9 protein-coding genes and 1 tRNA gene are annotated in these 13,061 nt (G+C 68.7%); 3 read left to right on the top strand and 7 right to left on the bottom strand.

The window, feature by feature from the left end; genetic code table 11:
* Nucleotides 1-48: 48 nt before the first annotated feature.
* The 3 genes from OHB01_RS08495 to OHB01_RS08485 all read right to left on the bottom strand — a co-directional run bounded on the left by OHB01_RS08495 (nucleotide 49) and on the right by OHB01_RS08485 (nucleotide 5,419).
* On the bottom strand, nucleotides 49-1,902 hold the full coding sequence (locus tag OHB01_RS08495) for a lectin (protein WP_328708924.1): 1,854 nt from the start codon (nucleotides 1,900-1,902) through the stop codon (nucleotides 49-51).
* 244 nt (nucleotides 1,903-2,146) lie between these two features.
* On the bottom strand, nucleotides 2,147-3,541 hold the full coding sequence (locus OHB01_RS08490) for an OmpA family protein (RefSeq protein WP_328855188.1): 1,395 nt from the start codon (nucleotides 3,539-3,541) through the stop codon (nucleotides 2,147-2,149).
* 348 nt (nucleotides 3,542-3,889) lie between these two features.
* Complete coding sequence (locus OHB01_RS08485) at nucleotides 3,890-5,419, bottom strand: alpha/beta hydrolase (protein ID WP_185949103.1); 1,530 nt, start codon at nucleotides 5,417-5,419, stop codon at nucleotides 3,890-3,892.
* Between the two features lie 447 nt (nucleotides 5,420-5,866).
* On the opposite strand from OHB01_RS08485, the gene OHB01_RS08480 reads away from it, so the two are divergent.
* Nucleotides 5,867-5,943 (top strand) — tRNA-Thr (locus OHB01_RS08480).
* A gap of 72 nt (nucleotides 5,944-6,015) precedes the next feature.
* On the opposite strand, the gene OHB01_RS08475 is transcribed toward OHB01_RS08480, so the two are convergent.
* The 3 genes from OHB01_RS08475 to OHB01_RS08465 form a co-directional block, all read right to left on the bottom strand.
* Nucleotides 6,016-6,675, bottom strand: a complete 660-nt coding sequence (locus OHB01_RS08475; protein WP_142651880.1) for a hypothetical protein — start codon at nucleotides 6,673-6,675, stop codon at nucleotides 6,016-6,018.
* A 70-nt stretch (nucleotides 6,676-6,745) separates the two neighbouring features.
* On the bottom strand, nucleotides 6,746-7,024 hold the full coding sequence (locus OHB01_RS08470; protein ID WP_142651879.1) for a hypothetical protein: 279 nt from the start codon (nucleotides 7,022-7,024) through the stop codon (nucleotides 6,746-6,748).
* A 95-nt stretch (nucleotides 7,025-7,119) separates the two neighbouring features.
* Nucleotides 7,120-8,241 carry a sensor histidine kinase gene (locus tag OHB01_RS08465; protein WP_142651878.1) on the bottom strand — a complete coding sequence of 374 codons (1,122 nt, stop codon included), beginning with the start codon at nucleotides 8,239-8,241 and terminating at the stop codon, nucleotides 7,120-7,122.
* 325 nt (nucleotides 8,242-8,566) lie between these two features.
* On the opposite strand from OHB01_RS08465, the gene OHB01_RS08460 reads away from it, so the two are divergent.
* Together OHB01_RS08460 and OHB01_RS08455 are read left to right on the top strand one after the other, a co-directional pair.
* On the top strand, nucleotides 8,567-8,845 hold the full coding sequence (locus OHB01_RS08460; RefSeq protein ID WP_142651877.1) for a hypothetical protein: 279 nt from the start codon (nucleotides 8,567-8,569) through the stop codon (nucleotides 8,843-8,845).
* A 169-nt stretch (nucleotides 8,846-9,014) separates the two neighbouring features.
* Nucleotides 9,015-10,457, top strand: a complete 1,443-nt coding sequence (locus tag OHB01_RS08455) for a hypothetical protein (RefSeq protein ID WP_328855187.1) — start codon at nucleotides 9,015-9,017, stop codon at nucleotides 10,455-10,457.
* A 337-nt stretch (nucleotides 10,458-10,794) separates the two neighbouring features.
* Here OHB01_RS08455 and OHB01_RS08450 read toward each other — a convergent pair whose 3' ends face one another.
* A complete protein-coding gene (locus tag OHB01_RS08450; RefSeq protein WP_328855186.1) occupies nucleotides 10,795-12,966 on the bottom strand; it encodes a phosphocholine-specific phospholipase C in 2,172 nt (723 codons plus the stop codon).
* Between the last annotated feature and the right edge of the window lie 95 nt (nucleotides 12,967-13,061).

Genomic DNA, 13,061 nt, shown 5'->3' with positions numbered 1-13,061 from the left:
GCAGGCCGGGGACGGCGCGTCGAAGCGCCGTCCCCGAGCTCTACGGAATCAGGTGCGGGTCCACTTCTGGTTGCTTCCGCCGTGGCAGGTCCAGATGTGCACCTTGCTGCCGTTGGCGGTGCCGTAGTTCGACACGTCGAGGCACTTGTTCGCGCCGACGGCGGTGATGCTGCCGTCGGAGTTGAAGCGCCACTTCTGGTTGTTCTGGCCGTTGCAGTCCCAGATGATCACGCTGGTGCCGTCCGCGGTGCCCGCGCCGTTGACGTCGAGGCACTTGTTGCCGTAGACGCGCAGCTCACCGGCGCTGGTGGAGGTCCACTGCTGGTTGGACTGCCCGTTGCAGTCCCAGATCTGCACCTGCGCCCCGTTGGCCTGCGACATCTCGGTGACGTCCAGGCACCGGCCCGAGCCCGTGCCCCGGATCGCGCTCGTCGTCTGCGGGGTGCCCGTCGGCGACGCGGACGGCGACGCGGACGGCGACGCGGGTGCGGAGGGGGACGGCGAAGGGCTGGCGGGTGGCCCGCCGTCGCCGCTGAACTGCCACCAGTTGACGTTGAACAGATAGCCGCTGCCGCCGGTGAACCTGAGGTAGAGGTCGTGGGTGCCGGTCGCGCCGGTGACGGGGCAGGAGACGGTCGTCCAGGCCTGCCAGCCGCCGGTGGCCGGGACCGCGCAGGTGCCCATGAGGGTGCCGGTGGCGCTGTCGCGGCGCACCTCGATGTTTCCTCCGCTGGCGCCGGAAGCCACCCTCGCGGTGAACGACGTCGCGCCGTTGCCGAAGGCGACGCCCTTGACCTTGATGTAGTCGCCGTTTTCGATGAAGCCGACGTTCATGCCGCCTTCGGTGGAGGGCTCGGTCTCCACGCCGGATTCCCAGGCGATGGTCTCGGCCTCCTGGCGGACGTACGGGTTCAACGTGCCCACCTGCGGCGCGCCGGTCGTGGTCATGTTGATCGTCGGGATCGTGCCGTCGGCGTTGTAGGTGAACTTCTCCACCGCGACCGAGCGGGTGAAGCCGCCACCGCCCGGCAGTGCGCCGTTGTGATAGAAGAAGTACGAATTGCCCTGATAGTCGATGATCCCGGGGTGATTGGTGAAGCTGCTGCCCTGGGTCGGCATGATCGTGCCGCGGTAGGTCCACGGGCCGGTCGGACCGGGGGCGGTGGAGTAGGCGATGAACTCCGAGCAGCACTTGGCCGCGAACACCATGTAGTAGAGGCCGCCCCGCTTGTAGAACCAGGGGCCTTCCTCGAACAGCGTCGGCCGGTTGGCGTCCCCGGTGCGGGTGCCGAACCCGGAGGTGGTGAGGTTGACCTTCGTCGGGCTGCCCGAATAGGAGGTCATGTCGCTGTTGAGCTTGACGTACCACAGGTTGGGGTTACCCCAGTAGAGGTAGGCCTGTCCGTCGTCGTCGATGTAGACCGTTGGGTCGATCTCGCCGTTCTCGACCAGGGGGCGGCCCAGGGCGTCGCTGAAGGGCCCGGTGGGGCTGTTGGATACGGCCACGCCGATGGCCATCCTGCCGGTGGACCGGTTGGTCGTGGGGACGTACCAGTAGAACTTGCCGTTGCGATAGACGGCCTGCCCGGCCCAGGCGTCCGATTTGGCCCAGCTGAAGGTGGACACGCTCAGCGGAGAGCCGTGATCGGTCCAGTTGACCATGTCGGTCGAGGACCAGACCCGCCAGTCCTTCATGGTGAAGTACGTCGAGCCGTCCTCGTCGTGCCCGGTGTAGAGGTAGACCCGGCCGTTGTAGACCAGCGGCGCCGGGTCGGCGGTGTAGATCGTCTGCACGATCGGGTTGTCCGCCCTGGCCGCGCCGGCCGGGAGCAGCACCAGCACGCACAGCAGGCTCACGATCCAGGCGACCGTGCGCCTGTATGGCGATAAAGCGGATCTCACATGCGCCTCCTGAGGTGGTGGTCGCTCGCCGAGCGGGTTACGTTAATGTGAGCGCTAACATTTCACGGCGGGAGACCGTGTCATGCGGCGGAGTAGACCCCATGCGCGAGGGATGGTCAAGGTGCCGGGCCTGCTCGGCCGAGCGGGCAGCGGCCTGATCACCTGGGCCGAGCAGGCATCGGAGTGTCGATCACGAAACTGCCGGTCGTGAAACTTTCACCTTTGTCCGGGTTAACGTACGGGGTTAACGTACGGGGATGTTGTCGAACCTGCCGAAGGGGCCGGCGTCGAAGGTCACGCTCGTGACGCCAGGAGGGGGCGCCGGCACGTAGAAGAAGCCGCGGTTGCCCGTGCCCGGTTCGACATTGAACGTCGCCCAGCCCGGGTCCACGTAGTCGTCGGGGCCGTGCGGGTCGTCAGGCCCCATCCGTACGGCGCGATAGACGGTGTGCGAGGCGGGATCGACGACGGAGAAGCCGGTGTACCAGCCGCCGATGTAGGCGATGTCCCCGCCATATCCGGTCCCCGCGCCGAGGGCGCGCGGCCCGAGGTTGACGATGTCGAACACCGCGACGAGGTAGGCGCCGTCGCGATAGAAGGGCTTCACGTCGATGCGGAGACGCTGCCCGGTCGGCTTCTGGGTGGTGGTCCGGCCGGCCACGGTCTCGCCGTCGTCCGCGTGGAACGGCGCCGGTCGTCCCCCGCCCGTGGTGGGCTCGTCGGCACGGGTCTCCTCGGTTGCCGAGGCCGTGGAGCCGCCGGTCGGCTGCTTGATGCGGTAGGAGATCTCCACCCGCCGGTTCCTGGCCCGCGCATCCTCGTCGTCCGCCCCTCCCTCGCGGGCGACGGGCTCGGTCTCGCCCTTGCCCGTCGCGCGGTATCGGTACGCCCCGCCGAGGCGCGCCTGCAGTTCCTTGCGTACGGCTTCCGCGCGCCGCAGGGACAGGGCCATGTTGTACGCGTGGGTGCCCTTGCCGTCGGTATGGCCCTCGATGAGGATGGGAGGCCGGTCAGGATCGGCCTTCTCCCGGGTCTCCTTCGCGACGTCGTCGAGCACGGCTTTGGCCCGTGCCGTGAGCCGGTCGGAGTCGAAGGCGAACAGCACGTCGGTGCGCAGGCCCACGGTCTCGTCGCCGCCGCTCGCGTCGGTCGTCTTCTCCGGGCTCTCGGTGATGCCGTACAGGTCCTGGACGCTGCTGGTGACCTCTCCGGTGGGTTCCCGCACCGGCCACGACACGGTGGTGCCGGGCTGCGGCGTGCTGCCGGGGGCGGTCGTAGGCGACATGGCGCTACCGGAACCGGTGCCGTCCACCACGGGCACGCCGGTGAACTCCCCGGCCGTGCCCGCAGTGATCGCGGTGACCGTACGGACGCCGGCCGGGAGCGGCGGGTAGTAGACGACGGTCTCGTAGCGCACGCCGGGCTCGTAATATCCCGGTTTGCTGCCCAGCGTTCCGATTTGGTCGGTCAGCGGGTGATAGACCTTGCCACCGACCGGGTCGACGAGCGGGATGCGGTAGCTGCCGAAGTCACCGGCCGCCGTCCCGAACGCGTTGCCGGTGTGGCGTGGCTCGTCCTCCAGCGAGGTGACCGTGAAATGGAGGACGGACCGGTCGGCCAGCCGTTCCACCTCGCGCATCTCCACCCGCGCGTGGAGGGGGCCGGTGGGACCGAACCACCCCTCCTTGGCCAGAGACGCCCCAGTGGGCTCCTCGGCCGACGTGGGCTTCTCGGCCGACGTGGGCTTCTCGGCCGACGTGGGCTTCTGAGCTGACGTGGCGGACGGCCGAGGTGGCATCGGTGAGGCGGCTTCCGGCCCACGGGGCATGCCCAGCACCCCGCATCCGGACACGGCCAAGGCCGCGGCCATGGTCACAGGCACAGTCAGATCGCGTGATCGCCACCGGTAAGCCATGTGCCGGAATTGTAGGGATATGGACGGATGGTTTGCCGGGAAAAGGCCCGTCCGCTACGTCGGTCTCCGGTCTCAGCCCGTCTTCGGGCAGATCGTGCCGCTCTTGGGCGTGCGCAGGGCGAGCAGGTAGTCGTCGACCGCGCTGTCCACGCACGCCGAGCCGCTGCGGTAGGCCGTGTGCCCGTCGCCGTCATACCCGAGCAGCACGCCCGAGGTCAGCTCCGAGGCGAGCCCCTGCGCCCACTCGTACGGCGTCGCGGGGTCGCGCAGGGTGCCGACGACGAGGATGGGCGGCGCGCCGGCGGCCTTGAGCGGCTTGTCGGTGCCGACCGACTTCACCGGCCAGTAGGCGCAGGGCAGCGAACCCCACATCACGAACGGCCCGAAGTGCGGCGCCGCCTTGGCGGCCTGGCCCGCGGCCTTCCGGTAGGCGGCCAGCGACTTGGGGAACGGGTGGTCGACGCAGTTGATGGCCATGTTGGCCTCGGTCTGGTTCGAGTAGCTGCCGTCGGCCCGCCGGTCGACCAGCAGGTCGGCCATCTGGAGCAGCTCCGTGCCGTCGCCCTGGTTCATCGCCTTGGCCAGGGCCTCCCGCAGCCGGGGCCAGGCCGCCCGCTCGTACAGCGGAGTGGCGATGCCGATGACCGCCCACGCCTCGTTGATCTGCCGGCCGTCGCCCAGGTCGTTCTTCAGCGGCTGCCGGTCGGCCCGCGACAGCAGGTCGCTGATCTCCTGCATCGCGCCGTCCACCGTACGGCTCTTGAAGGGGCACGACTTGTCGAGGAAGCAGTCTTCGACGAAGGCCTTCAGCGCCACCTCGAAGCCCTTCGCCTGCACCTCGTTGGACTTCAGCGACGGCACGGCCGGGTCCACCGCGCCGTCGAGCACGAGTGCCCGCACGTGCTTGGGGAACAGGTCGGCGTACATCGCGCCCAGATAGGTGCCGTACGACTTGCCGAGATAGGTGAGACCACGGTCGCCGAGGACGCCGCGCAGGACGTCCATGTCCCTGGCCGCGTCGGCCGTGCCGACGTGGGGGAGCAGCCGGGCCGACTTGGCTCCGCAGTTGTCGGCGAACAGCTTCGACTCCCTGTCGAGCGCCGTGACCTCCGCCGGCGTGTCCGGGCTGGAGTCCATCCCGATGTACGCGTCGAGCTGGGAGGCCGTCATGCACGTGACCGGGGTCGACTGGCCCACGCCGCGCGGGTCGAACCCGACGACGTCGAACTGGGCGCGCACCTTGTCGCTGACCACGGATCGGGCCGCCCGCGCGTAGTCGATGCCGGAGCCTCCGGGCCCGCCGGGGTTGATGAGCAGGGAGCCGACGCGCTTGCCGGTCGCCGGCAGCCGGATCACGCTGAGGTCGATGCGCTCGCCCGTGGGCTTCGAGTAGTCGAGGGGCACCTGGATCTTGGCGCACTGGAAGCCGTCGCCGCACGCCTTCCATGCGGGCCGCTGCGCGTAGAACGGCTGCAGATCGGCCGAGGGCGCCTCGGCCGCCGGCTGGGCCGACGCGCCCGCGCCGGGCTGTTCGGAGCCGGCCGGAGCGTGGCTGGAGCACGCCGCGAACGGCAGCAGCGCGGCCAGCGCCGCGATCGCCATTCGCCGGCTCTGACCACCGCCGTACCGCGTACGAGGCGGTAGGACCTTCGCTTTCTGCCCAGCCGATCGCATACCCGTCGTTTCCCCTGCTGTCGCCTGCGTGACGAGCACCAGCATGCCGCCTGCCGCGGGCGGGCGGCGACCACCCGGCAAGAGCCGTGCGGGATGAGGTCAAATGTCTGGTGGCCCGAGGGCGCCGTCGGACGAGACAGGGCGCTTTTCGTGTGACAGATGCGCCTGGTATGCCCTGTCTCCGCTGGTCATCGGGTAAAGGGAGGCCCAGTGGGCGGCTCGGGAAGTTTTACCGATCTCTCGTCGCGCTGATCACGCCCCCGGACCGCGCCCGTGGGCCCTCCGGGGGCCTTCGAAGATCGCGACGCTCCGGGCCGCGACGGGTGCACGAGAACCGCGCCAACCCTGTAGACTGTGCGAAGCCGTTCGCGGCGTGCCGCCTTAGCTCAGTCGGCCAGAGCACTTCACTCGTAATGAAGGGGTCAAGGGTTCGATTCCCTTAGGCGGCTCCACTACAGAGGCCCTCCCGGATCACCGGGAGGGCCTCTTGCTAACACCCTCGTAACAGTTGCCCACTTGATCGGCTAAGTGCGGCTTCCGAGGCTAAGCAACTGGAACGTCTCGTCCACCCAAGTCCTCTCCAGAGCGTTACTTGTGATATGTCGCAAGGCGATGAAGGAGGACTCTGGCTCACGACTTGATAGGCTGCTATTAGACATGAGGTCTGATGTGAAGCCGGCGAGAGCCTTGAAGGCAAGGTAGGGCGGAGCGTCCGCACTGGTCCACCGATGCGCCACTATCTCTCGGGTGCCGGACTTATAGATACGGGACTGCAGGGGGACCTTCCGCTGGATGGACTTCCGTAGGCTTTGGAAAGCCTGTCGAAAACAGCCAAGAAGGGTGCATTCCCGCTGCGACAGGGAGTGCTCGGAGGCCAGTCGCACAAGGAGCGACTCCACTTTGCCCTCTGCTTCGGCAGCACGGCTCAGCATCTCCGCTTGGAAACGATCATCCTCTCTGAAACTGGCAGGAGCGCCGTCCCAGGACTTCCAAATTGAACAGAACTGCCCGTATGCCTCATAGAAAGCGCCGAGAGCCAGGAGATCCAGCTCTCGGCGCTTCTTCCGCTCGTCCCATCGAGCGGTGAGCCGGTTGCCCACCAACCATCCAAGGGTGAGGGTTAATAGGGCAACTGCAAGGTTGGGAACTGCCTTGACGGTTTCCATCCACAGCGTTCCGCCCATCTCGCCTCCTGATCTCTATTAGAGAGATCGCTGGCGAGGCGCGAAGTGTGTCAGTTCCGTTCGCTTGTGTTCAGCGGGCGAGGACCAGCGCGGCGAAGGAGCGGGCCTGGATGTCCGGGTGGGTGAAACGCCTGGCCGACGTGTCTCCGATGTCCGCGAGCACCTCGTCCAGGTGCCCGTCGCGGGTCCAGCGGGCGAGCGCGGTGTAAGCGTGGTCGTCACGGACCGCGGGATCCGGTGACACGAGCATGGCCGAGAGTTCGTCCGCGAGGCGGCGGACCGCCACATCCCCGGGAAAGGGGAAACCCGCGGCCGCGACCGATGGCCAGTCGACTGAAGCGGAGGGCATTGCGGGAGGCTATCGCAGCCGCCAGATGCTTCCGCAGCATGTGTACGCGCTGGATCCGGGGCCCCGCACCGTGTTCTCCGCCGGCATGACCCTGATCATGAGGCAGACCCGATGGGGACGCGGACCGCTACCCGGAAGCCGCCGCCCGGCAGCGGGCCGGACTCCATCGTGCCGCCCTCGGCAGCGACGCGCTCGGACAGGCCGTTCAGGCCGTTGCCCGGAACGTGCTTCCCCTTGGCCCGGCCGTTGTCGCGGACCTCCAGCACCGCGTCGTCGCCGTCGCGTCCTACCTCGATGACGCAGCGGGAAGCGCGTGCGTGGCGGACGAGGTTGGTGACCGACTCGCGCACCGCCCAGCCGAACACGCCGTCGGCCGCATCCGGCAGGGGCGCTCCCGACATCCGTACAGTCGTGTCCACTCCGGCCGCAGCCAGGACCGTCCGCGCGCCGTCCAGCTCCTCGCTCAGGTCACGCCGCCGGTAGCCGGAGATCGCCTCGCGCACGTCCGTCAGCGAGGACCGGGCCACCGACTCGATGTCGCCGATCTCGGCGATGGCGCGGGCGAGGTCCCGGTCGGCCAGCCGCCGCGCCAGCTCGCTCTTCAACACGATGAGCGACATGCTGTGGCCGAGCAGGTCGTGCAGGTCACGGGCGATGCGCAACCGCTCGTCGGCGGCGGCGAGCCGGGCGACCTCGCCGCGAGCCTCGCGCAGTTGCAGCACCAGCGTCCGCGAGTGCCGGAGCGCGACCATCAACATTCCGAACGCCAGCAGCACCAGCGCGAACCCGCCGATCATCGGGGCCGGGGCGCCGACCAGCACCCCGTCCACGGCTATCACGGCCGTCGACACCAGCACTCCGTACGCGGCCCACCGCAGCGGCAGCGACATCGCCAGCACGAATGCCAGGTAGATCGGCAGACCCAGCCAGTCGAGACCGAACAGCGGTGGCAGCCCCGCCGCCAGCAGCGCGAACGTCGCCAGCACCGTCACCGACCGCACCGTGTATGGGTCGTCCCAGTGCCGCCGTACGAACGCCGCCGCGTAGTACATCAGCGCGAACACCACCATGGCCGCCAGGCCCAGCCAGCGCCGCGTCCCTTCGTAATGGGCCACCGCCACCCCGACTGGGGTCAGGAACAGCAGTCCGAACGACATCCAGAAGGCCCGTTGCAGCAGCGCGGGGCCTTCGACGTCGCCCTGGAAAAGTCGGCTCATTGGGCCGTACGCTAGCGCGCCCGTTGGCGGCGAGCCCAGCGCTTCGCCCTGGCCGGGCCCTCCTGGTAGCTCCGGGAGGGCCTCTTGCCAACACTCCCACTACGTATCATGCCCGCTGAATTCTGACAATAGATCGAAATCCTCTACAAATCACCAGCTACGGCATTTTCGGCGAGATGGCTCGCAAGGCACCTCTGCCTTAAGACACGCACACAGAAATCTTTCAGTTCTACGGGCGCCGGCGTACCCGTTCCCATTACAGTGTGACCCGCAGTCGAACTGTCAGCAGAATCTGATGACGAGTTATTCCGTGGAGAGGTTGGCCATGGCCGGGAAGCCGCAGGTGCACCTGCGGAGCGTGGTGCTCTTGCGCGCCTTGATGGTCGGACTCGGTCGCAGGGTGACCGAGTTCGCTCGCTGCCCGGCCGTTACCAGCGGACAGTGCATTGACGGTCTGTTCAAGCGAGGCACGCGCCGTCGTACCACGGCGGACGCCATCGCGACAGCAGCGGGGGCGCAGACTGTCGACCTGTTCAACCCATGCATTCATCTTCCATGGATCTGCGAACTCATCGTGCTTTCTGTTGAGAATTCGTATTCCTGACCTCCTCGGATGGGTTCTTATCGAGAGTTCGATTCGCACCATCTCGACCGAAGAACTACACGTTCCGCCGCGCCATTCTCAGCCGGTCGGCTCCCGGGATGCGTCCTCGACCCCATCAGGAAGAGAGCATGGCGCCTTCCGCGAACCTCACGAAAGGAATCATCTCCTGATGAAGAAAGCTCTCGTTGCCGGTGGCGTCCTCGCCGCCGCTGCACTGATCACCACTGCGGCGGTGGCCACCCAGGTCGCAAGCGCGGTGAGCACAACGCACACGGTCACAAGCGCGGCGCGCACCCTCACGCACGCTGCCTCGAGTGCGGCGACCACCACCACGCACACGGCCAGCAGCAGGTCCCACATCAGCGCGAGGAACGGTTACTCCCCGAGGCACACCGTGCAAGGTCGCTTCCGCGGGGACCGCGATCACAAATACATCCTGAACGGCCGCACGTACGTCCTGCCCGGCTGCCAGTACATCGTGAACGGCGGGGTGTACGTCATGCCCACCTGCAGCCAAACCCGTCCCGTCTACATCCTGAGCGGCCGCACGTACGCCCTGCCCGGCGACTGGTACGAGCAGCCCATCGCCGGCCTACCCGGCCGCTGGTACGGCCTCCCCGGTTACCGGCTCGACGAGCGCGTTGTTCATGAGTACGTCCTGGATGGCCGCACGTACGTCCTGCCCGGCTGCCAGTACATCATGAACGGTGGGGTGTACATCATGCCCACGTGCAGCTACCGCACTCCGGTGTACATCCTCAACGGTCGCGCGTACCCCCTGCCCGGCCGCTGGAACTGTGACCGGACCCTTGACCTGCCCGGCTGCTGGTACGGCCTCCCCGGTCGCGGGTTCGGGATCGGTCAGCGCTGGGACGGGTTCGGCCACAGATGGGACGGGCGCGGCCGCGGCTGGGGCGGGTTCGGCCAGAACTGGGGTGGGTTCGGCCATGGCCACGGCTGGGACTGGGGCCGCGGCTCTGACCACAACTGGGGCGGGGACCGGCCCCGCCAGGGCGGCTCCGGCGGCTCTGGCCACTGGGGCGGCGGGTCCGGTCAGGGCGGCCAGGGCGGACCCGGTCAGGGCGGCCAGGGTGGACCCGGTCAGGGCGGCCAGGGTGGACCCGGCCAGGGTGGCCAGGGTGGTTCCGGCGGCTCTGGCCACTGGGGCGGCGGCTCCGGTCAGGGCGGCCAGGGCGGACCCCGTCAGGGCGGCCAGGGCGGACCTCGTCAGGGCGGCGCGGGTGGTTCCGGCCATTGGGGCGGCGGCTCCGGTCAGGGCGGCCAAGGCGGCCAGGGTGGTTCGGGCCAGGGCGGCCAGGGTGGACCCGGTCAGGGCGGCCAGGGTGGACCCGGTCAGGGCGGCCAGGGTGGACCCGGTCAGGGCGGCCAGGGTGGACCCGCTCAGGGTGGACCCGGTCAGGGCGGCCAGGGTGGACCCGCTCAGGGTGGACCCGGTCAGGGCGGCCAGGGTGGACCCGGTCAGGGCGGCCAGGGTGGACCCGGTCAGGGCGGCCAGGGTGGACCCGCTCAGGGTGGACCCGGTCAGGGCGGCCAGGGTGGACCCGGTCAGGGCGGCCCGGGCGGACCCGGCAAGGGCGGCTCAAGCCTCTGAGAGGGCTCCGGCCACAACGGAGGCGGTCAGCACTAACCGATGGTGTCGCTGCCAATGGGCCAGGTGTCCGCGGACTCCAGTGCGCCGGCAACGACAGCACTGCAACATCCCGTCTTTTCCAAGCTGGCCGGGGTGACGGGCGACCTGCGCGAGGGGCTGCGGACCGGCCGCGGGCTTGCGCCGCTCCTCGAGGCGTGCGGTGTTGCCTTGTGACGTCATCGGGGCGGTGTGCGGCCGTGCCGCCCCTAAAGGGCAGGCCCTCCCCGCGGGCCGGGGCGCGATTCGCTCGCGGCCCACGGTGTGGCGGGAAGGGCCTGCCGTCGATGCTGTTGCCGGATCAGCCGGTGATGCTGGCCTCACCGGTCTCGATGTGGCCGACGAACCGCTGCGACCAGCCTCCGTCGACGTCGACGGTGACCGTCACGTCGTACCAGCCGTCGCTCTCCTTCACCGGGTTGACCGTCCACGCCTCCTTGCCGTGCGCGTTGACCTTCACGGTGTCCGGCTTGCCGGAGATGTAGTTGTTGTGGGTGATCGTGAACGTCACGCGGGTGCTGCCGTTGTTGCGCAGCCAGAGCTTCAGCTTCGGGTTCTTCGTCGACTTGCCGTCGTAGTAGTCCGCCTCGACGACGAGGTCCTTACCGGCGGTGGCGACGTCGCCGGCGAACCGGCGCAGGAACCGGTTCGGGCCGATGACGGTGATGTCGTACGTGGTGTCGCCGGCGGAGGAGCCCACGGCGCCGGTCCCGGACATGGTCGACTGCGCGGCGACCGTGTACTGGCCCGGGAACGCGGCCGGATACTGCGCCAGCGACGGGATCCCGGCGCGGTTGTTGTACACGGAGAAGTGGCTCGCCTTGGTGACGAACGGGGCCTCGTTGCTCAACGTCAGGTTCGCCACGGTGCCGGACGGCCCGCCGGTGAACCCGGCCAGGTTGGCGTTCGGCTGGTACGGCAGCGGCCGCGCCCGCTTGGTGCCCTCCTCCTGGGTCGGCATCATGTTGTCGCCCGGCAGCGGGGTGTATCGCGTCTCGGGGATGAGCGGCCCGGTCTCCGGCAGTTCGGGCATGCCGTAAATGGGCTTCTTGAAGTCGAAGGCGTACGTCAGGTCGCCGCAGACCTTGCGCCGCCAGTCGCTGATGTTGGGCGAGATGGCGGGCTTGCCGAGCGCGGTGGACCACTTCTCGATGAACTGGATGACCGAGGTGTGGTCGGAGACCTCCGAGGTCACCCAGCCGCCGCGGGTCCAGGGCGAGACGAGGATGAGCGGCACGCGGAAGCCGAGCCCGACGGGGAGCGGCTCGGTGACGCCGTACGAGGCCATGGTGCCGGAGACGAACTCGTCCGCCTCGCCCGGCGCCGGCACGGGCGGCGGGACGTGGTCGAACTGACCGTCGTTCTCGTCGTAGTTGATGATCACCACGGTCGAGTTGAACACGTCGGGGTCGGCGTTGAGGGCCTCGAGCACACCGCGGAGGAAGTACGCGCCGTTGCTCGGCGCCGTGACCGGGTGCTCGGAGAAGAACTGGTTGTTCACGATCCAGCTCACCTGGGGCAGGGTGCCCCCCAGCACGTCGGCGCGGATCGCGGCGATGAGGTTGTCGGCGTTGCCCGACAGCCCGGTGACCGGCTCGGGGACGTTCTTCACGCCGTTGTCGTAGAAGACGTTGCCCGGTTCGGCCGTCCCGCCCTGAGTGGGGTCGAGCTTGCCGAAGGTGTTGAAATACTCCAGGCCGTTGTCGCCGTAGTCGTCGGCGCACTGGTAGACCCGCCAGCTGACGCCCGCCTTCTGGAGCGTCTCGGCGTAGGACTCCCAGGGCAGGAACTTGCCGCGCTCGTCACCGCCGTCGTACGCGGTGAAGCTGCCGTGCTTCTTGTCGGCGTTGATCGTTCCGCCCCACAGGAAGGTGCGGTTGGGCCCGGTGGCGCTGAGTGCGGAGCAGTGGTAGGCGTCGCCGACCGTGTAGGCGTCGGCGAGGGCGTAGTGGAACGGCAGGTCACGGCGGTCCAGGTAGCCCAGTGTGGTCGGGCCGCCCTTGGCGTAGTACCAGCCGTTCATGAGGCCGCCGTACCAGGCGCCGTGCTGGTCGGTCCAGCCGTGGCTGGTGCCGCCGTAGTTGGCGGCGCCGAGCTCGGCGCTCGGCGGGGTCGCTCCACTCCAGGTCTTGGCCCCGCTCAGCCGCCACGGGTACTGCGTCTCGGCGCCGTCGGTCAACGTCTTCGGCTGCTCCCAGACGGTCTTGCCGCCGGGGAGCACGATGGTCGAGCGGTCGCCGAAACCACGCACGCCCTTCATCGCGCCGAAATAGTGGTCGAAGCTGCGGTTCTCCTGCATGATCACGATGACGTGCTTGACGTCACGGATGTCGCCGTACGGCTTGGGCGGGTGACCGGGCTTCTGTGTGGGGGCCGCGGCGGCGCTGGCGCTGGGCAGTGCGGCGCCGACGGCGGCCGCTCCCGTTACGGCAGCGGCAGTGCCGAGAAAGTTTCTGCGGGACAGTTCAGGCATGGCTTCAGACCTCCGCGTGCGGAATGTGGCCGCACGACGCTAACCGCGAGATCTTGCCCGGAGGCGACGAGAAGACAAAGCCGACATTGCCGATT

It is taken from the genome of Microbispora hainanensis (assembly GCF_036186745.1).
Lineage (GTDB): Bacteria > Actinomycetota > Actinomycetes > Streptosporangiales > Streptosporangiaceae > Microbispora.
Note: the sequence above shows the minus strand (reverse complement) of the source record. Positions and strands in the feature narration are given on the sequence as shown.